The organism is Myxococcus sp. XM-1-1-1 (genome assembly GCF_020037095.1).
In the GTDB taxonomy this organism is placed as follows: domain Bacteria; phylum Myxococcota; class Myxococcia; order Myxococcales; family Myxococcaceae; genus Myxococcus; species Myxococcus fulvus.
In genome coordinates this window covers 41,584-68,169 of the sequence record NZ_JAIQDH010000012.1, presented here as the reverse complement: position 1 = coordinate 68,169, position 26,586 = coordinate 41,584, and the positions used below count along the sequence as shown (strand labels likewise).

Genomic DNA, 26,586 nt, shown 5'->3' with positions numbered 1-26,586 from the left:
GTGAGCCCCGCCCCCCTGAAGTCCGTCAACGCCCGCCTCGCCGCGCTCGTCGCCGCGCTCGTGCTGCCCTCGGCCGCGCTGGCGCAGAGCACCACGCGCGCCGCCGTCTTCACCACGCTCCCTGGACCCGGGGAGACGGTGGCCACCGTGGTGATGGACGAGGTGTCCGAGCTGCGCGTCCGGGTGCGCAACAACACGCGCGCCAACTCGCCGCAGTTCCGTCCCATCAACCAGGTCAACTTCGTGCTGCCCACGGGCTACACGCTGTTGGAGAGCCCCGCGCCCGCCGGATGGGTCGCCACCCACAACGTGGCGACGCGCAGCGTCCGCTACAACCTCCCGGTGAACTGCGCGGGCGCGGATGCCGGGCTGATGTTCGACGAGTCCGCGACGTTCACGCTGCGGATGATCCCGAACATCAGCGCGACGAACGCCGTCGGCCAGCAGTTCACGACACAGCTCTCCGCGCACGAGGCCTGCGGCAACCTGTCGTTCGGCACCAATCGCACGCAGGACGAGGCCGAGTGGCAGCGCGTGAGCCTGGCGACGCGCGTGGACATCTCCCCGCGCGCCGTGGGCGTGGGGGACGACATCACCGCGCGGCTGGTCATCGAGAACCGCTCCTCCACCGCGAACCAGACCAACATCACGGCCGAGGGTCCGAGCACGGGCGCCGGTGGCGTGACGTTCCAGGTCGTCGAGGTGCAGCCCGCCAACTTCGCGGTGACCATCCCCCAGCGTGGCGCGGGCATCCTCTCCGCCCGGGCCACGACGCAGACGGGGGGAACCATGGTGGCCAGCGTGCGGGGACGCAACGGCTCGGCCTCCGTCACGTCGAACGTCGCGGACACCCCCATGGTGAACGTGGCGCCGCTGGCCGCCGCCGGAGACGTGGACAACACCCAGGCCTTCACGGGCGAGACGGTCAAGGTGCGCCTGAGCGTCACCAACACGTCCCCCACCAGCTCGTATCTGAACGTGACGCCTCGGGCGCCCGTGCTGGTCGGCTCGGCGCAGGTGGCGCTGGCGTCGGGGCCCAGCCCGGCCAGCGTGGCGCGGCTGGCGCCGGGAGCGTCCGCGCACTTCATCTGGAGTTACACCGTCACCGGCGCGGAACTCTCGACCTATGCGTTCGATGTCCAGGCGGACGCGACGCTGAATGGCGCCACCGTCTCGACGCCGGTGGTGCGCTCGGCCGAGGGCCGCGTCGTCGCGCACCGGGTGAAGGTCAGCCCGTCGGTGCTGGTGCCGGGGCAGGGCAATCAGACGGTGACGTACACGGTGCAGAACCGCGGCACGGTGCCGCTCGATGAGGTCAAGCTGCTCCGGCCGCCGGTGAACTTCTTCGGCATCACCGGCAACCCGCCCGCGCCCACCGGATGGATGTCCTATTACGACACGGCGACGGCGAGCTACACGTGGCTGGCGAACACCAACGCGGTGCGCATCATGCCCAACCAGGAGCGCACCTTCACGGTGACGTACGCCTCCGTGGCCAACGTCAACGCGCCCACCGTGTTCCGACACCGCGTGCACCTCCCTCTGGCCTACGCGTCGGATGCTGCTGCCCGCATCGAGACGCCGCTGGTGCTCGCCACGGGCCTGGCGCCGGAGGTCGAGCGCCTCACCGCGGTGGCTCGCGATGCCAGCGTGACGGTGACGTGGGACAACCCCTCGGTGCACAACGGGGTGCTCATCCTCCGCTCCGCCGGTGCCGCGCCGAACGCGGCGCCCGTCGCGGGCCAGACGTACGCGGCCGGTGCGACGCTGGGCAACGCCACCGTCGTCCTGTCGGAGTCGTTCAGCTCGGCGACATCCTTCGAGGACACGGGCGTCGTCAACGGCACGACGTACTACTACCGCGTCTACAACACGGATGACGTGGGGTTGTACTCGGCGGGCAATCGTCCCACGGCCTCGGTGGCGCTGATGGCCACGCCTCGGGCGCGCGTGGGCTCGGCGCCGCTGTGGTGCTACTCGGTGGGCCTGGACGCGCGGCTGCAGCCCATCACCGAGCTGGGCGTGGGCATCTTCAGCTCCTTCAATGACTCGGTGGTCGCCAACCTGACGAACGTCACCCACCCCTCCGCGGATGGCGCGGAGCGCTGGCGTCCGCTGCCGCTGTCGGGGCTCATCGGCAGCCGCTTCCCGGTGGTGCCGCTCAATGGCCTGCCGGGCCAGTACATCCTCACGGCGGACCAGAGTGGCGTGGCGTATGCGCTCAACGCGACCACGGGCACGGTGCTGTGGCGCTGGAACAACAACGGCGCGCCCATCGGCACCATCCAGTCGTTCCCGGTGACGCAGCTCCACGACTACGCGAACGCGGCGTACAAGGCCGCGCGTCCGAACACGGACCTGGTGTTCTTCGCGACGCGGCTGGCGAACGCCGCGCAGAACCGCGTGGTGGCGCTCAATGCGCGCACGGGTGCGCCCGTCTTCACTTACCAGCCCGGGGACCTGGGCATGGTGAGCGGCGGCATGGTGGTCGACTACACCACCAACCGCCTGTTCATCGGCGCGAAGGCGAACGGGTCCGCGGCCACGTTCCGTGTGCTCAACACGCTCAACGGCGCCGAGGTGGGGCGCCTGTCACTGGGGGATCTGGAGCACAGCCTGGTGCGCAACGGCGTGGCGAATCAGATCTTCGCGACGAACAGCGACGGCGTGGTGCACGCCGTCGACGGCAACACGATGCAGGCCGTGTGGAACGTGAACGTGGGGACCCGGCCCTCGCCGAGCACGCCCGCGTTCACCAGCTTCGTGCGCCCGCTCGGCGGCGGCTTCGTGGCGAGCCTGGCCAGCGGCGCCGTGGAGTTCTGGGACTACTCGGCGCCCGGCGCGACGGCGCCCTCGCGTGTGTGGACCACGCCCATCGCGAACCCGTCCGGTACGTTCACCCTCAACCAGGCCGGCGTGGTCCGCATCTACGCGGGCAGCTCCGATGGCCGCGTGCACCAGCTCGAGATGATCGGCGGCGTGGACTCCGGCCAGGTCGCCATCGGTGGTACGCAGCTCATCGGCACGCCGACCATCGACACCACTGTCTCCCGACTGCACGTCGGCTCTCAGGACGGCCGCATCTGCGCCTTCCCGGTACCGTTCCCGTGAACCCTCCCTCGACCCCCTCGGCCCCGCAGTCCCCGGCGGTGGAGACGTCTCCGTCGTCCGTTGTCACGCCTCGCTACGAGGCGCCGGCCATCCTGTGGGAGCAGCCCTTCGTCGCGCTCGCGGCGATGTCCCAGTGCAACATCCCTGGCGAGTCGGAGTGCACGCCCTGAGCTCGTCGGGAGCCGGCCCGTCCGGTCCCCGTCGCTCGGGCCGCCTCGATGATTCGCAGGAGACGTCCGGCCCCTGGCTCACGCTGGCGGGCTGGACGGTGGGGCTTCATGCGCCGGAAGCCCGTGTCCAGGAGCTGCTCCGGCGCTCGCTCGCGGGCTTCATCGTCGACGCGCCTCCGGCGGGTGCTCGCGTCTCCCGGTTGGAGGTGCGTCCGCCCGAGGTGCCGCGCGCGGAGCCGGCGACGCGAGCGCTTCCCCGTCCCTGGCGCGCGGAGGATGGCGCGCTCGTCCTCGAAGGGGAGGACTACTCGGCGCGCATCGAGGCGGGGGGTGCGCGGGGCGCGGTGGTCGGCGCGGGGCGCTTCCCGGTGGAGGTGGTCCTTCGCGTGATGCTGGCGGCGGAGCTGGCGCGGCGCGGTGGGATGTTGGTGCACGGCGTGGCGCTCGTGCATGACGGGGCCGCGGCGCTGTTCACGGGGCACTCGGGCGCTGGCAAGAGCACGCTGGGCGGACTGTGGATGGGGGCGGGGGAGTCACTGCTCTCGGACGAGCTGGTCGCGATATGGCCGGAGGCACCGGGTCTGTGGCGGGCCTCGGGGACGCCGTGGAACGTGGGCTTCCCTCGCGAGGCGCGACTGGGGGCGGTGGGGACGCTGGCGTGGGATTCGAGCTCGCGCTGGGAGCGTCAGGGTGGGGGAGAGACGGGGCGGATGCTGGTGCACAATGTACTGTTGCCCGAGGCGTCCCCAGCGGGCAGGGCCGCGATGCTGGCGTCCGCGGGTCGACTGTTGTCCGAGGTGGAGTCGGCGCGGTTGGTGTTCTCTCGGGATGAGTCCGCCGTCACGGTGGTGAGGGCTGCGTTGGGAGCGTCGCGACATGGGTAAGGGGCCGGTGTTGACGGTGGTCGCGGGGCCGACGGCCTCCGGGAAGACGGCGCTGGGCATCGAGCTGGCGCGTCGCCTGGGCGGAGAGATCGTCAGCGCGGACTCGCAGCAGGTGTATCGGCACTTCGACATCGGTACCGCGAAGCCGTCCGTGGAGGAACTCGCGGCGGTGCCGCACCACCTGCTGTCCGTGGTGGACCCGCTGGAGACGTTCTCGGCCGCCGAGTACCAGCGTCGCGCGGACGCGGCCATCGCGGACATCGCCGGCCGCGGTCGGCCTGTCATCGTCGTGGGCGGGACGGGGCTCTACCTGCGCATCCTGCTGCACGGCGTGGTGGAGGCTCCAGGCGCGCTCCCCGCGCTGCGCGCCGAGATGGAGGCGGTCGCGGCCGAGCAGGGACGTGAGGCCGTCCACCGTCGACTGGCCGCCGTGGATCCCGAGACGGCCGCGAAGCTGCCGGTCCAGGACCTGGTGCGTGTCGTCAGGGCGCTGGAGATCCACGCGCAGACGGGCGTGCCCGCCTCGGAGTTCCGCAAGGCCCATGCGTTCCTCCCGGACCGCTATCCCTTCCGCCTCTTCGTCCTGGAGCCGGCTCGCGAGGACCTGTACGCGCGCATCAACGCGCGCACCGAGGCCATGTTCGCCGCGGGCCTCGTGGACGAGACACGCGCGTTGATGGAGCGGGGGTTCGCGGACGCGGCCCCCATGCGCAGCGTGGGCTACGTGCAGGCGCGCGCGGTGGTGGACGGACGCATGAGCCTCTCGGAGGCCATCCAGGACACGGCGCAGGAGACACGCCGGTACGCCAAGCGTCAGCTCACCTGGTTCCGCAAGGAGGCGGGCGCCGTCTTCGTCCAGCCTCCGTACGCCGCGCTCCGCGAGCACTCACCGCAATCCCCCGGGTGAGGCCTTGGTGCCTCGCCCCCCGTGGGTGAGGCCTGCCCCCGAGGGAGGGGCGAGGAGGGGAGGGACCGGGAAGGCGCGACGTTGTCCCCGCGACGTGAGGCACCCATGTTCGCCGCTGAATCCTTTCTCGACGCGGGAGCGGAGCGACATGGATACACAGTTCAGACGTGACCCCATCTCGACCGAAGGAGGAAGAGCCACCTCGGCGGCCTGGGGACCTCTCTTCGTCCTCGGCGTGCTGATGGCGATCCTGGGCCTGGTGGCGTTGGGCTCCTCGTTCATCACGAGCATGGTCTCCGTCATCCTCTTCGGCGCGCTGCTCGCGGGGACGGGCATCGCGGAGATCGTCTCCTCCTTCCGCGTGCGGAAGTCCGGAGGCCCGTTCTGGCTCTACCTGCTCAACGGCGTGCTCTCCACCGTGGTCGGCATCTTCGTCCTCATGAACCCCGCGGCGGGCCTGGGCGCATTGACGCTCCTGCTCGCGGGCTACTTCTTCGCGAGCGGCCTCTTCCACGTGGTGACGTCGCTGATGGACCGCTATCCGAAGTGGGGCTGGGACTTCGCCTACGGCGCCATCTCCATCGCGCTGGGCGTCATCGTCATGGCCCAGTGGCCCATCTCCGCGGTGTGGCTGGTGGGCACCCTGGTGGGCATCTCCATCCTCATGCGCGGCATCGCCCTCATGGCGGGTTCCCTGGAGCTGCGTCGCGCGATGCGGAGCGTCTCCGTGTCGCCCTGACCCCAGGCCGCTGATTCCAGATTGAAAGGGCACGGTGACCGTCTGGCCACCGTGCCCTTGTTCTTCGCGCAGACGCCTCGTGTGACTAATAGGCGGCGTAGCGGTCCGATGCGCCCGTCTCGCTCGGGGGCGGGGGCGCGACCCGCTCGTTCGTGCCGCCGGACGAAGTCAGTCGGCCCGTGAGGATGCGCATCAGCAGCTCCGGGTCCACGGGCTTGGGCAGGAAGGCCTCCGCCCCCGCGTCGAGCGCGCGCTGACGCACGTGGGGCCGGTTCAGCCCGCTCATCACCACCACCCGCGTGTTGCGCGTGAGGGGATGCTGCTTCAAGCCCTCGCACAGCCGCAGCCCATCCACCCAGTGCAGCACGACGTCGAGGACGATGGCCGTCGGAGGTCTGCGCGCCACCGCGCAGAACAGCGCGAGCTCGTCCGCGAAGGCGACGACCTTGGCCCCCGTGCTCTCCAGGAGCGCCGTGAGCGCCTCGCGGGCATCGGCGTCGTCATCCACCACGTAGTACAGGTCCGGCTCCAGCTCCGGGATGGCCAGGGGCACCGGCTCCAGCGACATCCGCAGCCAGTTGCTCATCGTCTCGCGCAGGCCCGCCCAGCGCACGGCCCCCAGCAGGGCCAGCGGCGTGGGAGCGTTCAACCCGAGCACACCACCGCCATGGACGCCCACGGACGTGCGCCGCCCCTTCGCCGCGACGAAGGCGGAGGGCGCCCGCTTGCCGGCGCGCCGCAACCAGCCCACCGCCCGGGCGCCGGCCGACGCGTCCTCCATCAGCTCGCACAGGCCCTCGCGCACATACCGGCGCTCCAGGGCCCCCGCGTCCAATCCCCCATCCAGGAGCGCCACCGCCGCCCGGCTGCACGACGCCAGCGTCTCCGACAGCCCCACCTGCAGCGGATGTCCGAAGGCCGCCGGACCCACGGCAATCTGCCCCGGAGCCACCAGCGTGCGCCCGGGCCCGAAGGGCAGCCGCGTGGTCTCCAGCGCCGCCAGCTCGAAGCCCTCCTCCAGCAGCCCATCCCGCGAGGCCATCATCAGCGCCTGGCACAGGTCGGCCGGCGTCACCGCGGGCCCGAAGGCCAGCGCGTAGACGGAGTCCGCGCCCGGCAGGAGGAACAAGCCATCCACCGTGGGAAGCGGCGCGACCCAGAGCCGCGCCACCGGCGCGATCTCCAGCCGCGACGACGCATGACGCAGCCGAGCCTGCACCGCGGGCATCGTCGGCGCGGGCCGGAAGCCCGGGAAGAAGTGGTCGCCCATGAGGGGCCCCGCACCCCCCGCCAGGGCCACCGCGTGGAAGCGCTCGCCGCCTCCCTGGGCGCGGACCACCAGGGGGCCCGCGCCTCGCACGGACGCCGGCGCATCGGGGGCCGCGGGCTGCCGCTCCACCCGGTCCACGTGCCGCTCGAGGAAGCGCGCGCCCTGGGCGCTGGCCGCCGTGGCCAGCACGTCCCGCACCTGGGCCAGCCCGCCTTGCCCCTGGGGCCAGCCGTCCACCACCCACAGGCCACCGGGAGAGGAGGGGAGCAGCTCGCGCCGCCCCTCGGAGATGATCTCCACGCCGCGCAGCTCGTGGGCGCGCCACTCGGTGGGGATGCGACAGCCCAGCGCGGCCAGCCGCGAGCGACACTCCGGCGTCAGCACGGCGGGCGGCGCGGTGCGCTCCGACAGGCCACCCGAGTAGACGCGCACATCGAGCGTCAGCCCCCGCGCCCTGCCATTGAAGAGCAGCGAGGCCGCCAGCCCCGCACCCGCGATACCGCCTCCGACGACCGCCACCCTCGAACCGCTCGTCAGCCTGTTGCCCAGAATCATCCGCGCCCTCTTGCTTCCCGCCGTCGCCTGCTGCGTCGTGCCCGCGCTCAGTGCCGTTGCACGGAAGGCGCCATGGCCGGACGGCCGAACACCACCACCCGGTCGCGCCCCTCGCGCTTGGCCTCATAGAGGGCCGCGTCGGCGGCCTTCATCAGCCCTTCCGTGTCGCCCCGGGGTGTCTCCAATGTGTGGTCCGCGATGCCCACGCTCACGCTCAACCCGAAGGAGGCGGGGCGGCCGTCGCTCTTCTGCACGCCCACGGAGCGCAGGCCGGAGCGGATGCGCTCGGCGAACACCGCCGCCTCCAGCGCCGTCTGGTGGGGCAGGAGCGCCACGAACTCGTCGCCGCCGAAGCGCGCCGCGAAGTCCGACTCGCGCAGGTTGCCCTTGAGCTGGTTGGCCAGCGCGAGGATGGCCCGGTTGCCCACGTCGTGGCCCATGCCGTCGTTGATGGCCTTCAAGTGGTCCAGGTCGATGATCACCACGCTCAGCGGGTAGCCGTAGCGCTGGGCGCGCCGCAGCTCCTCCTCCAGCCGCACGGTGAGCGCCCGGAAGTTCGCCAGCCCCGTGAGGGCATCCGTCTGGGCGAGGATCTGCAGCCGCCGCTGCTGTTCACTCTGCCGCAGCGCCCGGTCGATCCGTGCCATGAGCTCCCTCGCGCTCGCCGGCTTGTGGATGAAGTCCACCGCGCCCATCTCCAGGCAGCGCTCCAGGGTGGCCTCGTCCGCGTCCCCGGTCAGGAAGATGACCGGCGTGGACTCCGTCCGGGAGTCCTCCTGCAGCGCCTCCAGCACCGCCAGCCCATCCCCGCTGGGCAGGAACCTGTCCAGCAGCACCAGGTCCGGCCGGTGTTCCCTCGCCAGCTCCAACCCCACGCCCGCGTCCGCCGCCCCCAGCACGTCGAAACGCGAGGCGAGCAGATCCGACAGGCTCTCCAGCACGCTCGCGTCGTCCTCGATGACCAGGAGGAGGGACCGCTCCGAGGTGCGCCCTCGCCGTTGCATGAACCTCTCCGCTTCGTTGCGCTCCTGATGATTGGCGGTCCAGAGGTCTCGGATGCCACGCCCCACCAGGTGCTCCCGCCGCCCCTGCGCCCCAGGCGCATCCGCCGCCTCCCGGTCCTGCGAGCACCCACCGCCTCCCGCAACCTTCACCCGAGACCTCCGGCCGCCAAGCCCATCGCCCTTGCCCGACGGGGAGTCACCCCCACCGACGCGCGTGGGCGTGGAGCAAGCTGCATGCCCTCGAGGAGGGCATCCGAGCGGACGTCATTTCAGGGGGTTGCACTCGCGCGCGGCGCCGCCAGCAGGAGCCAGGCGGAAGTCGTTCCAGCGTGCGTCGTGGGGAACCGGTAGGAATTCCCGGGCGGAGGAGGGCGGGGCGCCCTCCACTCCGGCCCGTCGCGGCGGATCAACGTCGGGTAACGAACTGCATGCGCCGGCCACCGCCACCGCCCATGGGGGGCATCATCGGCGGGGTCTCCAGGCCGAACTGCCACCACATGGGCTCGTACGGCTTCATCTTCAGTCGTTTGTCGTTCTGGAGCTGGCCGAGGCTGGCCTTGAGCTTCTCGTCCTTGGGGTTCTCCTCCACCCCGCGACCGAGCACCTTGAGGGCCTCGTCCTTCTCCTTCTTCTGCAGGAGGCACCAGGCGTACACCGCCCAGACGATGGCCTCCTTCTTCCCGCTCTTGGCGGCGGCCTCGAAGGCGGCCTTCATGGCCGGGGTGTCATTGCGCTGGAAGTACAGGGCGCCCTCCATGGCCTTGGCCATGTAGTTGCGCGAGCTGCCCTGCTTGAAGTGGACCAGCGCGCCGTCCAGGTCCTTCACCATGTACTTCAACATTCCAATCTGCGCGTGAATCTCCGGCCCCACCATGAACTGCCACCTGTCGTAGACGAGGCCCTTCTCCAGCGTCTTCACCGCGCGCTCCACCCGGCCCTCGGCGTCCTTCTTGCTCGTGGGCTGGGACTGGAGGTCCGACTGCACCGTCGTCATGAGCGCCTGGATCTGCCCGGCGACCCGGCGGCCCAGGAAGAAGAAGGTGATGACGGCCGCGATGAGGCCCGGGACGAGCCCGGCCCAGATGGAGAAGTTGGCGAGCTTCACCAGCAGCGCGACCACGATTCCCACTGCCAGCGAGATAAGAAGGTTGTACATGCGGGGGCCCTCATAGCGATGTACGTGCAGCACCGCAATCTTCGGATGCATCCGCGCGGCCATCGCGGTATACGTCTGGCCGCTTCACCAACAAACGGCCCTCTGTCGAAATTGGTAGACGAGGCGGACTCAAAATCCGCTGCGGCTGACCCCGCGTCCCGGTTCGAGTCCGGGGAGGGCCACTTCCCACGAGGGGCGGGCTGCCAGCATCCGCTGGGCGGCCCCCCTGCCCGGGAGTGTGGAGGACGAGCTCCCGTCAGGGGCGTCGGAGATACCCCGCGATGAAGGTTCTGCTGGTCGAGGACGACGCGAGCCTCCGGGAAGGGATGGGCGAGTTGATCGCCGACCTGGCGGAGGTCCGCTCGGTGGGCGACGTGGCCCAGGCGCTGGAGGTCCTCTCCCAGGAGCGCTTCGAGCTGGTCCTCACGGACCTGCGCATCGGCGGCAGCGAGGCGGGCGGGCGGGCCGTGCTGGAGGCGGCCCGGAAGGGGCGCCAGGCGGTGGCCATGGTCAGCGCGGCGTCCCCGGATGAGGTGGCGCGGGCGCTGCGTCCCCATGTCCCCGACGGCATCCTGGTGAAGCCCTTCCAGATCGAGGACATCCTCGGGCTGGTGGAGCGCTTCCTCGCCGTGCACCGGGGCGTGGAGGCCGCGTCTCGGGGGACGACGGTTCCCTCGGAGGGAGATTGGGTGGAGTGCTCGCCCGGTGTGCACCTGGCGTCGCCAGGGGGTGGGGCGGGCGGCGCCATCTGGGTGCGGCTGGTGGCGGGCGGCCAGTGGGCCTGGGCGGCGCGGCCGCGGGGACGCGAGGCGGCGCTGCTGCTCGAGGGTGAGCTGGACGTCGAGGGGACGCGCTTCGTGGCCCCGGCGTCGTTCTTCGTGGGCGCGGAGGACTCTCCCGAGGTGCGTACGGCCACCGGGTGCCTGGTCATCACGCTCGGCGTGGACGGTTGAAAGGGCAGGTTGGCATCCGTGGACACTGTCTGGCCCACACATCCGCTGGAGGCGGCGCGGCTCGGTCGTCCTTCGAGGCGGGGCGCGACGGCGGCGCTCGAGGCGCACATCGCGGTGTTGCGCGGCGAACCCTTGAAGGCCGCGCTGGCCAATGCGCTGCGCGACGCGGACGGGCTCGGAGGCCAGGAGCGCCGGTTCGCCGCGCTCGTGGTGCGCGAGCTGTCCCGGCATCAGCGCCTGCTGGACCTGGCGGCGAAGCTGTTGGGGCATCCTCCGGGGAAGCTGGTGCTCACGGAGGACCAGGCGCTGGTGCGCTACGCGCTGTGGCGGCGCATCTTCTGTGGTGAGGGCTGGACGCGCATCGGCCCGGAGGTCCGGCTCCCCGGGCCGGTGAGGCCGCGCACCCTCAAGGACGAGGTGCTCCAGAAGGTGGTGGAGTCTCCGCTGCCGGAGGCGCCGCTGCCGGACACCCACGCGGAGCGGCTGGCGGTGCGCTACTCGTTCCCCAACTGGCTGGTGCAGAAGCTGGCGCAGGCCTATCCGGAGTCGGTGCTGGAGGGGCTGTTGTCCTCACTCGACGAGGAGCCCGGGCTGCACTTCCGGGTGCGGCCGCCGGGGACTCGCGACGCGGTGCTGGCCGCGCTCCAGGAGGAGGGCGTCGCCGCGGAGGCGGTGCTCGCGGCGCCGGACGCGGTGCGGGTGGTGGACGCGAGCCACCGCATCTTCGAGACGCGGGTGATGAAGACCGGGCGGCTCCAGGTCCAGGACGTGGGCAGCCAGCTGATCTCAGAGGTGTGTCGTCCGGTGGGCGGCTCGCTGCAGGGGCTCACCGTGGCGGATGTCTGCGCGGGCGCGGGCGGCAAGACGCTGGCGCTGGCGGACTTCGTCGGTCCCACGGGGAAGGTGCTCGCGGGAGATCGCTCCCGTCGCCGGCTGGCCGAGGCCCGGGAGCGCGTGCGCCACTTCTCCTTGAGACAGGTGGCCTTCCCCCATCCGCTGCCGCTGTCGGAGGCGGACGTGCTGCTGATCGACGCGCCGTGCAGCGGGACGGGCTCGCTGGCGCGCGAGCCGGATCAGAAGTGGAAGCTGAACGCGGCGGAGATCGCCAAGTACCAGACGACCCAGTCGGAGCTGCTCGACGAGGTGAGTCGTCAGGCGAAGCACGGGGCGCTGGTGGTCTACGCCACGTGCTCGGTGCTGCCGGACGAGGACGAGGCCGTCGTCGAGGGCTTCCTCGCGAAGCACCCGGAGTTCACGCTGGAGCCGGTGGCGGACGTGCTCGGAGCGGAACGGGCGGCGCTCGCCGCCCAGGGGCCGTACCTCAAGGCGCTGCCTCCTCGCGTGCCCGGGGGCGGCTTCTTCGCGGCGCGGCTCCGGCGGACCGGGCAGGGTTGACAGTCCACGAGGCCACACGCTACGCCAGCGTAGGTCCTTCAAGGGGTGTCACCGACGTGCCGGCCGACCCGAAGCAGTCCGAGGTGGTGAAGCAGATCAACGAGGCCTTCCAGGCGGCGCAGGCCCGACTGGCGCAGCTGCGCGAGGCGGTGGAGCGCAACTCGGACCTGGCCCGGGCGAACGCCAAGGCCACGGTGCTGAAGGACCAGAAGGAGCGCGCCTTCAAGGAGCTCGGCGAGGTCGTCTACCGGCAGATCCAGAAGGGCAGGCTGGAGCTGCCGGCCGGCTTCGCGTCCGCGCTCAAGGCCATCGAGGCCGCCGAGCAGGCGGCCGAGGCGCACGCGCGCGAGCTGACGGACATCCTCCGGGAAGGGGAAGAAGTCGCTGAGCGGTTGAAGGTTGGAAAAAACGCACCGAAGCCGCAAACAGTTCTTGGCCCTGGGAACAAGAGGCGGTAGAAGGCACCCACTTTCGACGTCGGGCCGCTCCCCAAGGCGGTCGGCAGCAAAAGACGGGGCTATAGCTCAGCTGGGAGAGCGCTTGAATGGCATTCAAGAGGTCACCGGTTCGATCCCGGTTAGCTCCACTCTGAAGTAGGAAGGCCCGCCTGGGAAACCCGGCGGGCCTTTTTCTTTTCCGGTGAGTGTCGCCGGGCAGAGCGACGGTCCGCGCGCGATGGAGTCTCGTGGCACGACGCGGATCCGCGGGCCCCTCGTTCCCGAGCCACCTCGGATGTCACCGGGCCAGGTGGCTCGCGTCGGCTCGCTGCTTCGGAGTCCTCGAGAAATCGCCGCTGCGTTTCGCGTCATCACGCATCTGTTCGTGCGACGGCGTGGTGCGGGACAGGGGCGCGTGGTGACGGGCGACTCTCGACAGCGAACGAAGTTGGTCAATGACTGGGCGTCGGCGAACGAAGATGCTGCGCCGTCGCCGGGTTCTCGGATATGGGGCCCGCACGAGGCCGAGTGATGCGCAGACACCTGGATCGAGGCGTGACAGTGGCGCTGGTGCTCGCGGCCGGGATGTCGGCCGCGCAGTTCACACCGGGCTCAGCGGGGCAGGGTGGCGGTTCGACGCCAGGGACGACGGGGACGGGCACGACGTCCGGCACCTCCGGCACGGGCACCACGGGTGGCGCGTCTGGGACTCCGACGACCTCGGGCACGGGCACGGCGACACCGACTCCGGGGACTGGCTCCGCGGCGCCTGGTGTCTCGGGGCCGCAGACGCCCGCGCCGACGACGGGCGCCGGTGGCGGCACGCTTCCTCCGGGGCCTCCGACAATTGCTCCCGAGTCGGTGGACTCGGCATCGACGCCCTCCGGCGGACGGACGGTGTCTCCGGCTCCGATGAAGGAGCCCGCGCGAGAGGCCCAGCAGGTGAAGCAGGGCGTCGCCAACGTGCCCGACACACAGGCCCCGCGGAAGGCCGGTCCGTTGACGCTGGCTCAGCTGGTGGAGCGCGCGCGCACGTCTGATTTGCGGGTGGAGGAGGCCTCCGCGGAGCTGCGCAAGTTCGAGGCGCTCTACAAGCAGGCGCGGTGGGCCTGGTTCCCCAAGTTCGAAATCACCGTGGGCATGGGCGGCCCCATCCCCGAGGCGCGCAACGATGGCCTCGGCGGCCCGCCCACCACCAAGGCGTCGCTCGAGGGAGACCTCGACTTCGGCAAGGTGGGCGTGACGGTGTTCTCCAACGGCAACGCGGTGTTGCCCATCTACACCTTCGGCAAGCTGTCCGCGCTGGAGAAGGCCGGGGCCCAAGGGCCCATCCTCGGCGCGGCGCTGCGTGAGCGTGTGCGGGACGAGGTCGGCTTCCAGGCCGCGCAGGCGTACTACAGCTATCAGCTGGCGCGCGCCGGCCTCCAGCAGATGGAGGAGGTGTCCAAGCGCCTGGAGGACGCCGCCGAGAAGATCGCCGCGCTCCTGAAGGAGGAGTCGCCGCAGGTGGCCCAGGTGGACACGTACAAGGTCCGCTTCTTCCGGCAGGTGGTGGAGGCGCGCAAGGCGGACGTCATCCAGGGGCGCGCGCTCGCGATGACGGCCATCGGCCTGCTCGCCAACGCGCCGCCGGGCGAGGAGGTCGCCGTCGTCGAGGAGGACCTGCCGCTCGAGGACGAGGTGCAGCCCCCGTCGCTGGAGCGCGCGCTGGAGCTGGCCGAGCAGTACCGCCCCGAGCTCGCCGCGGTCGCCGCCGGCATCGTCGCGCGCGAGTCCGAAGTGTTGATTCGCGAGCGGAGCTACTTCCCGGACTTCGGCCTCGCGGGCTTCTACGATTTGCGCTTCACGACCAGCGCGACGCGGCAGCGCAGCCCCTTCGCGTATGACCCCTACAACGACCGGACCGCGGGCGTCGGCCTGGTGATGCGGGGGACGTTCGACATCCCCATCAAGGACGCGCAGCTGGACCAGGCGCGCGCGGAGCTCGACAAGCTGCGCGCCCAGGAGAAGCAGATCCACGCCGCCATCCGCCTGGAGGTGACCAAGGTCCACGGCGAGCTGGTGGCCGCGTGGGCCAAGGCCAAGGCCTTCACGGACGCGGAGAAGAGCGCCCGTCGCTGGGTGACCTCCGCCTTCGCCGCCTTCGACCTGGGCACCGGGGAGACGAGAGACCTGGTGGACGCCTTCACCGCCTATGCGCAGGTTACAGGCGACCGGGCGAAGAGCTGGTTCGACGTCCGGTTGGGAATGGCGGCCCTCTCTCGTGTCACCGGGACGCCCCCGGCCCTGCGTGAATAATCGGGGCCACGCGCCTGTCCGCTGTATCGACCTTCTGCACGGAGCCGAAAACCATGATTGCTTCCCTGCTCGCCGCAACCCTGCTGGCCGCGGCGCCCACGCCCCTCACCGTCGTCAAGTCCGGGAACGCGGATGTCCAGAAGGCGGCCAATGCTCCCGGCGCCACCGTCGAGTCGCTCGCCAGCGTCGTCGAGAAGTTCGTCGACTTCCAGGAGCTGGCCAGGCGCGCCCTGGGTGACAAGACCTGGGACTCGCTCACGCCCGCCCAGCGCAAGGACTTCTCCGAGACGATGACGGGCCTGCTTCGCGCCTCCTACGCCCAGAAGGCCATCGGCCAGGCCCAGGCGGACGTGAAGTACGGCAAGGAGACCATCAAGGACTCCGAGGCCACCGTCGACACGACGCTCACCCTCAAGAAGGACCAGATCCCCGTCGACTATCGCCTCTACAAGGTGAAGAACGACTGGCGCATCTACGACGTCGTCACCGATGAGGTGTCCCTCGTGGACACGTACAAGGGCCAGTTCCAGAAGCTGCTGAGCACCAAGGGGTTCGACGGCCTGCTCTCCACGCTGAAGACCAAGCGGGCTCAGCTGGAGAAGGAGAACGCGGCCCAGTCCGCCAAGGGCACCGGCGGCTCCGCGGCGCCCGCGAAGTGAGCTGAACACAGCTCGCGCTGACTTCGGGCCGGGGCTCCTCGAAAGAGAGCCTCGGCCTTCGTCGTTCCAGGGCTCAGGCGTGGCCGTAGGACGCGAGCGTCCCGACGAGTCCCTGGTCCAGGGGGATGGTGGGTGCGAAGCCCAGCTCCTGGGTGGCGCGCTCGGTGGTGCACGTCCACGCGGCGCACTTCATCTCCCGAACCTTGTCGCGGTTGAGGATGGGCACGGTGCCGCGCAGGCGGGCCATGGCCTCGGAGCCCAGGCCCAGGAAATAGCCGACGGTGTCGGGCACCGGCAGCACGGTGGGGGGCCTGCGGCCCAGGGCCCGGGCCACCGCGGCGCAGACGTCCTCCCAGGTGTACTCGCGACCGTCGGACACGGTGTACACACCGCGCGCCGCGTCGGCCTTGTCGAGCGTCGGGCCGCGCTCGGCGGCCGCGAGCAGCGCGGTGTTCAGGTCATCCACGTGGATGAGCGAGTAGCGCTTGGGGCCGAAGCCGCTCTTCAGCGCGAAGCCGCTCTTCGCCATGGGGATGACGGAGGGGATGAACTCCACGTCGCCCGGCCCGTAGACCATGGGCGGACGGACGATGACGGACGGCACCTTGTCCGCCAGCTCGCGCACGGCCTCCTCGCCCCCCAGCTTGCTGCGGCCGTAGGTGGAGACGGGGGCCGGCGGGTCCTCCTCGCGGCGAGGGCGCTCGGGGGTGGACGGGCCCGCCGCGGCGAGCGACGAGCAGTAGACGAGCCGGGGCGGGTGGGGCAGGGCGGCCATGGCCTCGGCGAGGCGGCGGGTGCCGTTGGCGTTGCCCTCGAAGTAGCCCGCAAGCTCCCGGGCCTTGGTGACGCCGGCCAGGTGCAGCACGCAGTCCACGTCGCGCACGGCCTCGGTGAGGCCCTCTCCCGTGGTCAGATCCCCCACGGCGAACCGGGCGCCGAGCGCCGCCAGCGCGTCGCGACGCGAGCTGGGACGCACGAGCACGGTGAGCGAGTCGCCTCGCTCGACGATGCGGCTCGCGAGCCGCTGGCCGATGAAGCCGGTGCCACCGGTGAGCAGGAAACGCACGGCGAGGACTCCCTGGGGTTACAGCGAACGCTGGTAGAGGCGGTACGTCTTCGAGCGCTTGCCGCCCATCGACTCGATGGCGCGGTTGACGAGGTGGTTGTCCTCGAGCGTCCAGGAGATCTCCCCGCCCGAGTAGCCCAGACGGTGCGCGGTGCGCAGCGTGTCCAGGTACAGGATGGCGTCCAGGCCCCGGCGCCGGTAGCCCTCCTTGATGCCGAGGGTGATGAGGCGCAGCCGGTGGATGCGGCGCGAGGCCAGCAGCATCTTCGTCAGGCCGATGGGCAGCCCGAAGGTGGTCAGGCGCCCGTTGGCGGCCTTGAGGGCCACGTTGGCGTCCGGCAGCGTCATGGAGAAGGCCACCGGCTCCCCCTTCACCTCGGCGATGAGCACCAGCTCCGGCCGGACGATGGTCTTCATCTCCTTGGCCAGGTGGTCGAACTCCTTGTCGGTGAAGGGCACGAAGCCCCAGTTCTTCTCCCAGGCGGAGTTGTAGATCTCCCGGATGCGCTCGACCTCGGCGGGGAAGTCCTTGAGGTTCACCGCGCGCACGGTGATGCCCTCGCGCTGCCGCATCTTCTCCGCGATGCGCACCACCTTCTCCGGCGGCTCCGCGGACGAGGACAGATCGAAGGCGAACAGGTCCTTCGCCTTCACCAGCCCGCACGCCTCCAGCAGCGTGGCGAAGTAGGGCGGGTTGTACGGCATCATGATGGCCGGGGGTGACTCGTATCCCTCGATGAGCAGGCCCCAGTCCTGGTTGGACGAGAAGTTGGCCGGACCGATCATGCTGTCCAGCCCGCGCTCCTTCAGCCACGATGCCGCGGCGTCCAGGAGCAGCCGCGCGATGCCCGCGTCGTTCACGCACTCGAAGAGGCCGAAGAAGCCCTCCTTCGTGCCGTGGATCTCCTGGTGCCGGGGGTTGCGGATGGCGGCGATGCGGCCCACCACGTCCTGGCCTCGCCACGCGAGGAACAGCTCCACCTCGCCGTACTCGAAGAAGGGGTTCTTCTTCGGGTCCAGGAAGTCCTTGCGCTCCATCTCCAGCGGAGGGACCCAGTTCGGGTCCCCCGTGTAGAGCGAGAACGGGAAGCGGATGAACGTCATCCGCGCCGCGGCGTCCCGCACGGGCGTCACCAGGACGTCCGAGGGGAGGGGCGGAAGGGCGGGCTGGACTGCGGGCGGCTCGGCGGGCAGGGCCATGGTGGAATCAGGTCCTCTCGGCGGAGTTGCCGTCGGTGCCGTTCTTCAGGAAGAAGTGCGCGCCCTTCTCCAACAGGAAGCCGGGCAGCTCGCCGCGCTTCTCCCACAGCTTCATGGGCGCGGCGCGCAGCTGGCGCAGGTCCTCCGGCTGCAGGTTCGCCGCGCGCCAGGTGAGCTGCTCCACCGCGTCGAAGATCTTCCCGGCCACCTCGCGCGACGACATGCGCGACAGCTGGTCCAGGGTGATGCCGCCCTTGTCCGCCAGGAGGCCCGCGGAGCCCGCCGCCCACTTCTCGCTCGCCTTGTTGGAGCGCACGGACGTGCCCGGGCGGGCGATCTGCACCGGCTCGTACACCGTGGGGCGCGTCTGCGGAATCACGTTCAGCTTGCGGCCGATGGTCTCGAAGGTGTCCAGCACGCGGTCCAACTGCGCGTCCGTGTGCGTGGCCATGAACGAGGTGCGGATGAGCGCGTGGCCCGCCTCCACCGCCGGCGGAATCACCGGGTTGGCGAAGACGCCCGCCTCGTGCAGCGCGCGCCAGAAGCGGAAACACTTCGTCTGGTCGCCGATGTGCACGGGGACGACGGGCGTCACGGACACGCCGGTGTCGAAGCCCATGGCGCGGAAGCCGTTGTGCATCTTCTCCGCGATGTCCAGCAGGCGCGCGCGGCGCTGGGGCTCCGCCTCGATGATCTCCAGCGACTTGAGCGCCGAGGCGATGGACGCCGGCGTCATGGACGCGGAGAAGATGACCGAGCGCGACTTGTGCTTGATGTAGTTGATGACGTCGAAGGGGCCGGCCAGCACGCCGCCCAGCGACGCGAAGCTCTTGGAGAACGTCCCCATCACGAGGTCCGTCTCCTTCTCCAGGCCGAAGTACTCGGAGGTGCCCCGGCCCTTCTCACCCAGCACGCCCATGGCGTGGGCGTCATCCGTCATCACCCGGGCGTTGTACTGCTTCGCCAGCTCCACGATGCGCGGCAGGTTGCAGACGTCTCCCTCCATGGAGAAGACGCCGTCGGTGATGATGATCTTCCCGGCGTTGGGATCGGCCTGGGACAACAGCTGCTCCAGGTGGTCCATGTCGTTGTGGCGGAACTTGCGCTCCGTGGAGAACGACAGCCGGATGCCGTCCACCAGCGACGCGTGGTTCTGGCGATCACTGAAGACGATGTCGTGGCGGCCCAGGATGGAGGACAGCGCCAGGTTCGTCTGGAAGCCGGTGGAGATGACCACCGCGGCCTCGCGGTTGAGGAACTTGGCCAGCCGTCCCTCGAGCTCCTCGTGCAGCGCCAGCGTGCCGTTGAGCAGACGCGAGCCCGAGCACGTGGTGCCGAACTTCTCCGTCGCCTTGATGGCGGCTTCCTTGACGCGCGGGTCCGCGGACAGGCCCAGATAGTTGTTGGAACCGACCATGATCACCCGCTTGCCCTCGATCTCCACCTCGGTGGCGCCGTGCGACGCCTCGATGACGCGGAAATAGGGGTAGAGGCCGGTGGCCTTCGCGATGCGGTAGTCCTTCCAATTGCTGCACTTGTCGAAGACGTCGCTCATGGTGCTCTTTCTGTAGGCCTGCGTCGGGGGAGGGTTTGGGCCTCTTCAGGAGAGGCGGAGTGCGGCACTGCGGTCGCCACTCACCATGCAGGGCTCGTTCCCGAGCCGGGGGCAACCATGCGCCCGACGACCTCCCTCGGGGGACGCGGGGCCGTGAATAAAGAGGCCGAGGGGCAGTGTCAAGGCGCGGACCGTTGCTTGGGACCCTTGCGAGAGGGGCCAAAAGTCCCCTCGGCTTGACAGCACCGTTGCATTGGTGGCACCCCGCCGACGCAGACCGTCTTCCAGTGGATAATGGGAAGCGAGGTCGCCCGCCCGCCTTCGTGCGCAAGCAGCCGACCCAGGGACGGAAGGCTTTCCGGTCGCCCATTGTTTGAGGGGGCTACGACTGGCCGGGAATTTGCTAAGCCCGGCGAAAATCGAGGAGTGGACGGTGGCCAGGTCTCTGCGGCAACGGTGGTTCAAGGGGTTCATCCAGACGGCGGTCTCCCGGCCCTGGTACGTGCTGCTGATCTCCGCATTGCTGGCCGCCGGCGGTATGGCACTGGCGTCGCGGTTGGAGTTCCGTGGTTCATTCGTCGAGCTGCTCCCGCAGGGTGCCCGCGAAGTCCAGGACCTGACACGCGTGTCACAGAAGGCGGGTGGGGACGGGTACCTGGTCATCGTCGCGAAGGGAGACACACCCGAGCGGCTGAAGGCTTACGCGCGCGAGCTGAAGGGACGGCTCGAGGCGCTCCCCGAGGTGCGCTACGTCGAGCACAGCTACGACGTGGAGTTCTTCAAGCGCCACGCGCTGTGGCTCCTGCCCGCGGAGACGCTGGCGGAGCTGCGCGCGGACCTCTCGGCGCGGGTGCGCTACGAGCGGCAGCAGGCCAATCCCTTCTATATCGACCTGGGGGCCACGCCTCCGCCGCCCACGTTCGAGGAGATTGCCCGGAAGCACTCGCCCAACGCGCCGGTGCACGAGTCCCTGGCGAACGCGGACGGCACCGAGGTCTACCTGATGCTCAAGCCCATGGGCACCGCGGGGGACCTGGACTTCGCGCGTCGCTTCGTGGAGCTGGCGCTGGGCACGGGGCGCACGCTGGCCTCGGAGCGCTACCCGGCGGTGAAGCTGGAGGCGACGGGCAACTTCCAGAACCGCATCGAAGAGGACGCGGTGATGCGCGGTGATTTGTCGCGCGCCGGCACGCTGTCCGCGCTCATCGCCATCGGCCTCATCCTGCTGGCCACCCGGCGCATCGCGGCGCTGGCGGTGGTGGGCCTGCCCGTCGTCGTCGGCCTGTTGATGACGTTCGGCATCGCGTGGCTCGCCATCGGCCACCTCAACGTGGTGACGGGCTTCCTGGTCGCCATCCTCATCGGCCTGGGCATCGAGTACGGCGTGCACCTGTGCATGCGCTACTGGGAGGAGCGGCGCACCCGCTCCGCGCGCGACGCGCTGGCCACCGCCGTGGGCGGCACCTTCAGCGGGGCGATGACGTCCGCGGTGACGAACGCGGCGGCGTTCTTCGTGCTGATGCTGGCGCAGTTCCACGCCTTCAACCAGTTCGGCTTCCTGGCGGGGCTGGGCGTGCTGCTCGCGGTGCTGGCGGCCTATGCACTGGGGCCCTCGCTGCTGGCCATCGCGGAGCGGCTGCGCCCGGCCCGCGTGGACACGGCGCCCGCCTCCGAGGTCGCCGCCCCCGTGGTGGCGCCGCCGAAGCCCGAGCGGGAGTGGCGCCGGTGGCCCACGTCCGTCCTCGTCGTGCTCGCGCTGTCCGTGGTGGGCTTCGCCGCGTTCTCCGTCTCCATCGCGCCCCGGCTGGGCTTCGAGACGGACATGCGCAAGCTGAAGGGGGACTCCCCGGCGTCGCGGCTGGATGACCACGTCACCGAGCAACTGGGCCAGCCGCTCAACCCCGCCATCTTCCTGGTGGACGACCTGGGGCAGGCGGCGAAGGTCGAACGGATCATCGCCGAGGTGAAGCAGAAGAACGGCGCCGACTCGGTGTTCCTGCGCACGACCTCCTTGAACGACCTGGTGCCCGGAGACGTGGAGCGCCGGGGCGCGGAGATTGGCGGCATCCGCACGCTGCTGCACGGCCTGCCCGAGGCGGCGTACGAGGACCCGCGCCTCAAGGAGTTCCAGGGGATGGTGGAGGCGAAGCCGTATGGGCTGGACTCGCTGCCCGTGGAGGTGCGCCGCCGGTTCGAGGCCACGGACGGGCAGGGCACCTTCCTGCTGCTGTTCCCCTCCGTGTCGAACTACGACACCAAGGACCTCACGCGCTGGGCGGCGCAGATCGACCAGGTGGTGGAGGGTGCGAAGGCGGCGGGCGTGGAGATGGCGGTGCTGGACAGCAACCGCATCGCCTCGCGCATCTTCGCGCTGGTGAGCGCGGACGGCCCGCTCATTCTCTGGGCGGCCGCGGCGGCGGTGTTCCTGGTCATCCTGGTGAGCCTGCGCAGCGTGAAGCGGACGCTGCTGGTGACGGGGCCGCTGTTCCTGGGCATGACGTGCCTGGCGGGCGGCATGTACCTCTTCGACGTGCAGCTCAACTTCATCAACGCGGTGGTGCTGCCCAACCTGCTCGCCATCGCGGTGGACAACTCCGTGCACCTGTATCACCGGTACGAGGAGGAGGGCCCCGGCTCGCTCGGCAAGGTGGTGCGGCACACGGGGCTGGCGGCCGTGGTCGCCACGCTGTCGAACGCGGCCGGGTACGGTGCGCTGCTCGTCGCCAACCACCAGGGCCTGCGCAGCATCGGACAGATTGCGCTCCTCGGGGTCGTGTGCACCTTTCTGGGGACCACAGTGTTCTTCCCCGCGCTGCTTGCCCTCCTGGAGCGCTGGAAGGGGCGCAAGGGCCTGCTCGTCACCCAAGAGGGCGCGGTCGTCCGGAGTCTCGATCTCGACGCGGCCACCTCCGAGGTGGGGGCGTCGGGGGAGCGGAAATCGGCGTGAGTCTCTTGAATGCCCAGGGGCTGCGTGGCTCCGTCCCGTTGAAGGGTTCCCGCGAGGCGCAGGTCCGACTCGGGCCCGTGGACCTCATCATCGTCATCGCCTGTTCGCTCGCGGCGCTGGTGCTGCTCGGCCCCGGGCGGTGGACGATGGGGTCGCTCCACCATGTCTGGCTGTTCGCCTCGATGGCGGCGGGCCCGCTGGTGCTGCGCACGCTCGAGTCGCGCTTCCCGACGCAGCGGTGGCTGACCGTCCTGGCGGACTTCTGGTTGCTGCCCGTGGCGGTGCTCACGCACGGCTGGCTCACCCCCGTGGTGGACACGCTCAACCCGTTCCTGCGGGACGCGCAGCTGGTGGCCGCGGACCAGCGCATCTTCGGGTTCCAGGCCTCCGTGGTGCTGGCGAACGTCATCCCCGGCTGGCTCAACGACGTGCTGCTCATCTGCTACTACGGCCACTTCGTGTGGCCGCTGGTGCTGGGCATCGGCCTGTACCGGCGCGCGCGCGGCGCCTCGCCGGAGTTCGACGAGTACCTGTTGGGGCTGGGGCTGCTGTTCATCCTGAACTACTCGGCGTACTCGTTGGTGCCGGCCGTGGGGCCGCGCTACTTCTTCGTCGACGCGTTCGATGCGCCGCTGCAGGGCACGCTGACGCCGTGGCTGGACTCGCTGATGCGCAGGCCCGTCTTCGCGCGGGACTGCTTCCCCTCGGGGCACACGGGCACCACGCTGCTGGTGCTCTTCTATGCGTGGCGGTTCTCCCGGAAGGTGTTCTGGGTGATGTTGCTGCCGGGCCTGGGGCTCATCTTCGCGACGCTCGCCGGGCGCTTCCACTACGCCACCGACTTGTTGTGCGCGGTGCCCCTGGTGATGGTGGTGGTGGGCATGGCCACGGCGCTGACGCGGGCGGCGCGGCATCGCGAGAGCGAGAGGGCCGCGCGTTCCGTCCCGGTGGACGCTATCCTGCGCCCCTGAGCACGGCTCCGGCCCCTCGAGGCCGGCCGTGTCGGGAGCGCTCCATGTCCAGGTCCGTGTCGTCGCAGCGCGTGTCGCGGTTCGGCACCACCGTCTTCTCCGAGTTCAGTGCCCTGGCCCAGAAGCACGGCGCGGTGAACCTGGGGCAGGGGTTCCCCGACTTCGACGGGCCGGAGGTCGTGAAGGAGGCCGCGCGGCGCGCCATCCACGACGGCGTCAACCAGTACGCCATGAGCACCGGCGCGCGGGACCTGCGCGTGGCCATCGCCGAGCACTCGGCCCGCTTCCACGGCCAGGCGGTGGACCCGGACACCATGGTGACGGTGACGAGCGGGGCCACGGAGGCCATCCTCGACGTCCTCCTCGGCCTGGTGGACCCGGGGGACGAGGTCATCGCGTTCGAGCCGTTCTACGACTCGTACGACGCCAACATCACCTTCGTCGGCGCCACGGCGCGCTGGGTTCCCCTGAGGCCGCCGGACGCGGCGCATGCGCAGTGGTGGTTCGACTGGGACGAGCTGCGCGCGGCCTTCAGTCCACGCACGCGGCTGCTCATCCTCAACACGCCTCACAATCCGACGGGGAAGGTCTTCACGCGCGAGGAGCTGGAGCGCATCGGCGCGCTGTGCGCCGAGCATGACGTGAAGGTGCTGTCCGACGAGGTCTACGAGCACATCACCTTCGCCCCCGCGCGCCACGTGCGCCCGGCCACCGTGCCCTCGTTGGCGGACCGCACGGTGACGGTGAGCAGCGGAGGCAAGACGTTCAGCCTCACGGGCTGGAAGGTGGGCTGGGTCATCGCGCCGCCCCCACTGCGCGACGCCATCCAGCGCGCGCATCAGTTCGTGACCTTCGCCACCGCGTCCCCCTTCCAGGCGGCCATGGCGGCGGCGCTCCGGCTGCCGGACGCGTACTTCGACGGACTGTCGGCGGCCTACGCCGCGCGGCGGGAGCGGCTGTTGTCGGGTCTTCGCGACGCGGGCCTGAAGGCCCATGTCCCGGAGGGGAGCTACTTCATCCTCACGGACATCTCCGGCCTGGGCTTCGCGGACGACGTGGCCTTCTGCCGGCACCTGGTGTCGGAGGTCGGCGTGGCGGCCATCCCCCCGAGCGTCTTCTACGGCCCCGAGCACCGCCACCTGGGCCATGGGCTCGCCCGCTTCGCGTTCTGCAAGACGGACGCGGTGCTGGACGAGGCCGTGCGCCGGCTGCGCGCGAAGCTCGGGCCCGGGCGCTGAAGGCCGGCGCCCCCGCGTTGCGACGGCGGGACGGGGTTGCTACATCCCCCGGCAGAGGAGGGCGGCGTCGTTCTTCCCGGCCGCTGACGTGCGCGCGTGGACTTCTTCGGCGAGCTGTACCTGCGCAGCACGTTGCCCTTCCTGTCCGAGAGCGTGACGGCGAGGGAGGCGGACTATCTGGCGCGCGCGTTCGCCGACGTGCCCGGCCCGGAGCCCGTGGCGGACCTGGGCTGCGGCCATGGGCGCCATGCCTCGCGACTGCAGGCCTCGGGCCCCCTGGCGGGGCGCGTCATCGGGCTGGAGCGGGATGCGTTGTCGCTGGCCATGCGACGTCCGGGGTTCCCCGTGGTGCGAGGCGACCTCCGGGCCTTGCCCTTCCGGGAGGGTTCCCTGTCCGGAGCGTACGCGTGGTACTCCACCTTGTTCGCCTTCACGGACGAGGAGCACGTGCGCATCCTCCGGGAGGTGGCGAGGGCGTTGAGGCGGGGAGGGCTCCTGGTGTTCCACACGGTGCCGCACGAGCGACTGGCCGCGTCACCGGGGGCCGCGTTCCAGCGGACACTTCCGGACGGGGCCGTGTTGGAGGAGGAGAGCCACTTCGACGCGGCGACGGGGCGCGACGAGGGACGGCGGACCCTCACCCTGCGGGATGGCCGTGTCCTGTCTGCGTCCTACTCCATTCGTTACTATCCCCTTGCGGAACTGACCGCGCTGTTGGAAAGCACCGGGTTTTCGATCTCCTGGGTGCATGGCGGACTCGATGGCGAGCCGCTGACGCGACGGTCGGCCGACCTGATTGTTGGAGCGGTGCTGCGAGATGCCTGAGACCTCACATTCACGAGCGCGCGGGAACCTGCTGGGCCAGCTGCCGAAGCGGGTGGACGTGTACGAGGTCGGTCCTCGCGACGGCCTGCAGAACGAGCTGCGCACGCTGCCCACGCGGGACAAGGCGCGGCTCATCAATGCCCTGGTGGAAGCGGGCGAGAAGCGCATCGAGGTGACGTCGTTCGTCTCGCCCAAGTGGATTCCCCAACTGGCGGACGCCGAGGAGCTGCTGCGCTTGGTGGGGCGCCGCGAGGGCGTGGTGTTCTCCGCGCTGGTGCCCAACCTCAAGGGGCTGGAGCGCGCGAAGGAGGCCGGGCTGGAGGAGGCCGCGGTGTTCATCTCCGCGTCCGAGGCCCACTCCAAGAAGAACATCAACAAGAGCATCGCGGAGGCCATGGCCGGCGCGCGCGAGGTCACCACGGCGGCGCTCCAGGCCGGCATGCGCGTGCGCGGCTACCTCTCCACCGTGTGGGGCTGCCCCTACGAGGGCCATGTCCCGGTGGAGCGCGTGGTGGACATCTGCCGGCATCTGGTGGACGCGGGCATCTACCAGCTCAGCCTGGGCGACACGATTGGCGTGGGCACGCCGAGGCAGACCGAGGAGATCCTCGACGCGCTGCTCAAGCACATCCCCGTCGAGAAGCTGGCGCTGCACCTGCACGACACGCGGGGCACGGCGCTGGCCAACTCGCTCGTCGGCTTGTCCGCGGGCGTGACGACCTTCGACGCGAGCATCGGCGGGCTGGGCGGCTGCCCCTATGCGCCGGGCGCCGCGGGCAACCTGGCGACCGAGGACGCCGTCTTCATGTTCCACGGCATGGGCGTGGAGACCGGCATCAACCTGGACCGTCTGGTGGAGGCCGGGGAGATTGCCCAGGAGCTGATCGGCCGGAAGCTGGCCGGGAAGTTCCTCCAGGCCGCGCTGGGTGAGCGGGAGAAGAAGGCGTCCCGCCGCGCTCAGACCTGAGGCGCTCGTCGCAGGTAGGGCGCGGCGCTGGTGACTTCACTCCCAGTAATCATTGATGCCGGTCTGGGTCGGCATGCCGACAAGCGCCTGCTCGGCCGCCCCGGCCCCCTCTGATGAGCTCGCCGCAGGGCCTGATGTGACGTTGGTGGTGACCAGCGTTCACCGGAGCGGCGCGGGCAGGCACTTCACTCCATGTAATGGTTGTGCGCGTGGGGGTCGCCAGTCATCCCGAGGCCCGGTGGGGCTCCTCCCAGGGCAGGCAAGGAGCCGCCGCGTTGC

At 70.5% G+C, this 26,586-nt stretch carries 21 protein-coding genes and 2 tRNA genes; 17 read left to right on the top strand and 6 right to left on the bottom strand.

From position 1 onward, the window contains the following. The 5 genes from K8640_RS23115 to K8640_RS23095 all read left to right on the top strand — a co-directional run bounded on the left by K8640_RS23115 (position 1) and on the right by K8640_RS23095 (position 5,811). On the top strand, positions 1–3,111 hold the full coding sequence (locus tag K8640_RS23115) for a PQQ-binding-like beta-propeller repeat protein (RefSeq protein ID WP_223749017.1): 3,111 nt from the start codon (positions 1–3) through the stop codon (positions 3,109–3,111). Continuing rightward, a complete protein-coding gene (locus K8640_RS23110) occupies positions 3,108–3,281 on the top strand; it encodes a hypothetical protein (RefSeq protein WP_223749016.1) in 174 nt (57 codons plus the stop codon). The genes K8640_RS23115 and K8640_RS23110 overlap by 4 nt, the downstream gene beginning before the upstream one ends. Beyond that, complete coding sequence (locus tag K8640_RS23105) at positions 3,269–4,165, top strand: hypothetical protein (RefSeq protein WP_223749015.1); 897 nt, start codon at positions 3,269–3,271, stop codon at positions 4,163–4,165. Before K8640_RS23110 ends, K8640_RS23105 begins: the two co-directional genes overlap by 13 nt. Continuing rightward, positions 4,158–5,072, top strand: a complete 915-nt coding sequence (gene miaA / locus K8640_RS23100) for a tRNA (adenosine(37)-N6)-dimethylallyltransferase MiaA (RefSeq protein ID WP_223749014.1) — start codon at positions 4,158–4,160, stop codon at positions 5,070–5,072. Before K8640_RS23105 ends, miaA begins: the two co-directional genes overlap by 8 nt. Before the next feature lie 148 nt (positions 5,073–5,220). After that, positions 5,221–5,811, top strand: a complete 591-nt coding sequence (locus tag K8640_RS23095; protein WP_141330825.1) for an HdeD family acid-resistance protein — start codon at positions 5,221–5,223, stop codon at positions 5,809–5,811. 85 nt (positions 5,812–5,896) lie between these two features. Here K8640_RS23095 and K8640_RS23090 read toward each other — a convergent pair whose 3' ends face one another. The 3 genes from K8640_RS23090 to K8640_RS23080 all read right to left on the bottom strand — a co-directional run bounded on the left by K8640_RS23090 (position 5,897) and on the right by K8640_RS23080 (position 9,796). Then, on the bottom strand, positions 5,897–7,636 hold the full coding sequence (locus K8640_RS23090; RefSeq protein ID WP_223749013.1) for a two-component system response regulator: 1,740 nt from the start codon (positions 7,634–7,636) through the stop codon (positions 5,897–5,899). Between the two features lie 47 nt (positions 7,637–7,683). After that, positions 7,684–8,640: a diguanylate cyclase gene (locus K8640_RS23085; protein ID WP_255653393.1), complete on the bottom strand. Its 957-nt coding sequence runs from the start codon at positions 8,638–8,640 to the stop codon at positions 7,684–7,686. 406 nt (positions 8,641–9,046) lie between these two features. Beyond that, entirely contained in the window at positions 9,047–9,796 is a 750-nt protein-coding gene (locus K8640_RS23080) for a lipopolysaccharide assembly protein LapB (protein ID WP_223749011.1), read from the bottom strand. Positions 9,797–9,892: 96 nt separating this feature from the next. On the opposite strand from K8640_RS23080, the gene K8640_RS23075 reads away from it, so the two are divergent. The 7 genes from K8640_RS23075 to K8640_RS23045 all read left to right on the top strand — a co-directional run bounded on the left by K8640_RS23075 (position 9,893) and on the right by K8640_RS23045 (position 15,538). Next, positions 9,893–9,978: transfer RNA gene (locus K8640_RS23075), tRNA-Leu, on the top strand. Positions 9,979–10,077: 99 nt separating this feature from the next. After that, positions 10,078–10,749: a response regulator gene (locus K8640_RS23070; RefSeq protein WP_223749010.1), complete on the top strand. Its 672-nt coding sequence runs from the start codon at positions 10,078–10,080 to the stop codon at positions 10,747–10,749. 114 nt (positions 10,750–10,863) lie between these two features. Beyond that, on the top strand, positions 10,864–12,144 hold the full coding sequence (locus tag K8640_RS23065) for an RsmB/NOP family class I SAM-dependent RNA methyltransferase (protein WP_046713856.1): 1,281 nt from the start codon (positions 10,864–10,866) through the stop codon (positions 12,142–12,144). Between the two features lie 56 nt (positions 12,145–12,200). Then, a complete protein-coding gene (locus K8640_RS23060; protein ID WP_223749008.1) occupies positions 12,201–12,602 on the top strand; it encodes a hypothetical protein in 402 nt (133 codons plus the stop codon). A 55-nt stretch (positions 12,603–12,657) separates the two neighbouring features. Further along, a tRNA-Ala gene (locus K8640_RS23055) sits at positions 12,658–12,730 on the top strand. Positions 12,731–13,112: 382 nt separating this feature from the next. Continuing rightward, positions 13,113–14,879 (top strand): TolC family protein, encoded by a 1,767-nt coding sequence (locus K8640_RS23050; RefSeq protein ID WP_223749007.1) that lies wholly within the window; start codon positions 13,113–13,115, stop codon positions 14,877–14,879. A 53-nt stretch (positions 14,880–14,932) separates the two neighbouring features. Continuing rightward, positions 14,933–15,538, top strand: coding sequence for a phospholipid-binding protein MlaC (locus K8640_RS23045; RefSeq protein WP_223749006.1), 606 nt, complete (start codon positions 14,933–14,935; stop codon positions 15,536–15,538). Positions 15,539–15,611: 73 nt separating this feature from the next. Here K8640_RS23045 and K8640_RS23040 read toward each other — a convergent pair whose 3' ends face one another. Genes K8640_RS23040 through K8640_RS23030 form a run of 3 tightly spaced genes read right to left on the bottom strand, consistent with a single transcriptional unit; the run spans position 15,612 to position 19,359 of the window. Then, a complete protein-coding gene (locus tag K8640_RS23040; RefSeq protein WP_223749005.1) occupies positions 15,612–16,604 on the bottom strand; it encodes an NAD(P)-dependent oxidoreductase in 993 nt (330 codons plus the stop codon). Between the two features lie 18 nt (positions 16,605–16,622). Beyond that, positions 16,623–17,804 carry an N-acetyltransferase gene (locus K8640_RS23035; RefSeq protein ID WP_223749004.1) on the bottom strand — a complete coding sequence of 394 codons (1,182 nt, stop codon included), beginning with the start codon at positions 17,802–17,804 and terminating at the stop codon, positions 16,623–16,625. A gap of 7 nt (positions 17,805–17,811) precedes the next feature. Further along, positions 17,812–19,359 (bottom strand): pyridoxal phosphate-dependent aminotransferase family protein, encoded by a 1,548-nt coding sequence (locus tag K8640_RS23030; RefSeq protein WP_141324050.1) that lies wholly within the window; start codon positions 19,357–19,359, stop codon positions 17,812–17,814. Between the two features lie 433 nt (positions 19,360–19,792). Between K8640_RS23030 and K8640_RS23025 the strand changes: the two genes are divergently transcribed. From K8640_RS23025 to K8640_RS23005, 5 genes are all read left to right on the top strand, one after another. Further along, positions 19,793–22,306 carry an MMPL family transporter gene (locus K8640_RS23025; protein WP_223749003.1) on the top strand — a complete coding sequence of 838 codons (2,514 nt, stop codon included), beginning with the start codon at positions 19,793–19,795 and terminating at the stop codon, positions 22,304–22,306. A gap of 5 nt (positions 22,307–22,311) precedes the next feature. Next, a complete protein-coding gene (locus tag K8640_RS23020) occupies positions 22,312–23,277 on the top strand; it encodes a phosphatase PAP2 family protein (protein ID WP_223749137.1) in 966 nt (321 codons plus the stop codon). Between the two features lie 44 nt (positions 23,278–23,321). Then, positions 23,322–24,515: an aminotransferase class I/II-fold pyridoxal phosphate-dependent enzyme gene (locus K8640_RS23015; RefSeq protein ID WP_223749002.1), complete on the top strand. Its 1,194-nt coding sequence runs from the start codon at positions 23,322–23,324 to the stop codon at positions 24,513–24,515. A gap of 96 nt (positions 24,516–24,611) precedes the next feature. Then, positions 24,612–25,340, top strand: coding sequence for a class I SAM-dependent methyltransferase (locus K8640_RS23010; protein WP_223749001.1), 729 nt, complete (start codon positions 24,612–24,614; stop codon positions 25,338–25,340). Continuing rightward, complete coding sequence (locus K8640_RS23005; protein ID WP_046713845.1) at positions 25,333–26,307, top strand: hydroxymethylglutaryl-CoA lyase; 975 nt, start codon at positions 25,333–25,335, stop codon at positions 26,305–26,307. The genes K8640_RS23010 and K8640_RS23005 overlap by 8 nt, the downstream gene beginning before the upstream one ends. Positions 26,308–26,586 lie beyond the last annotated feature (279 nt).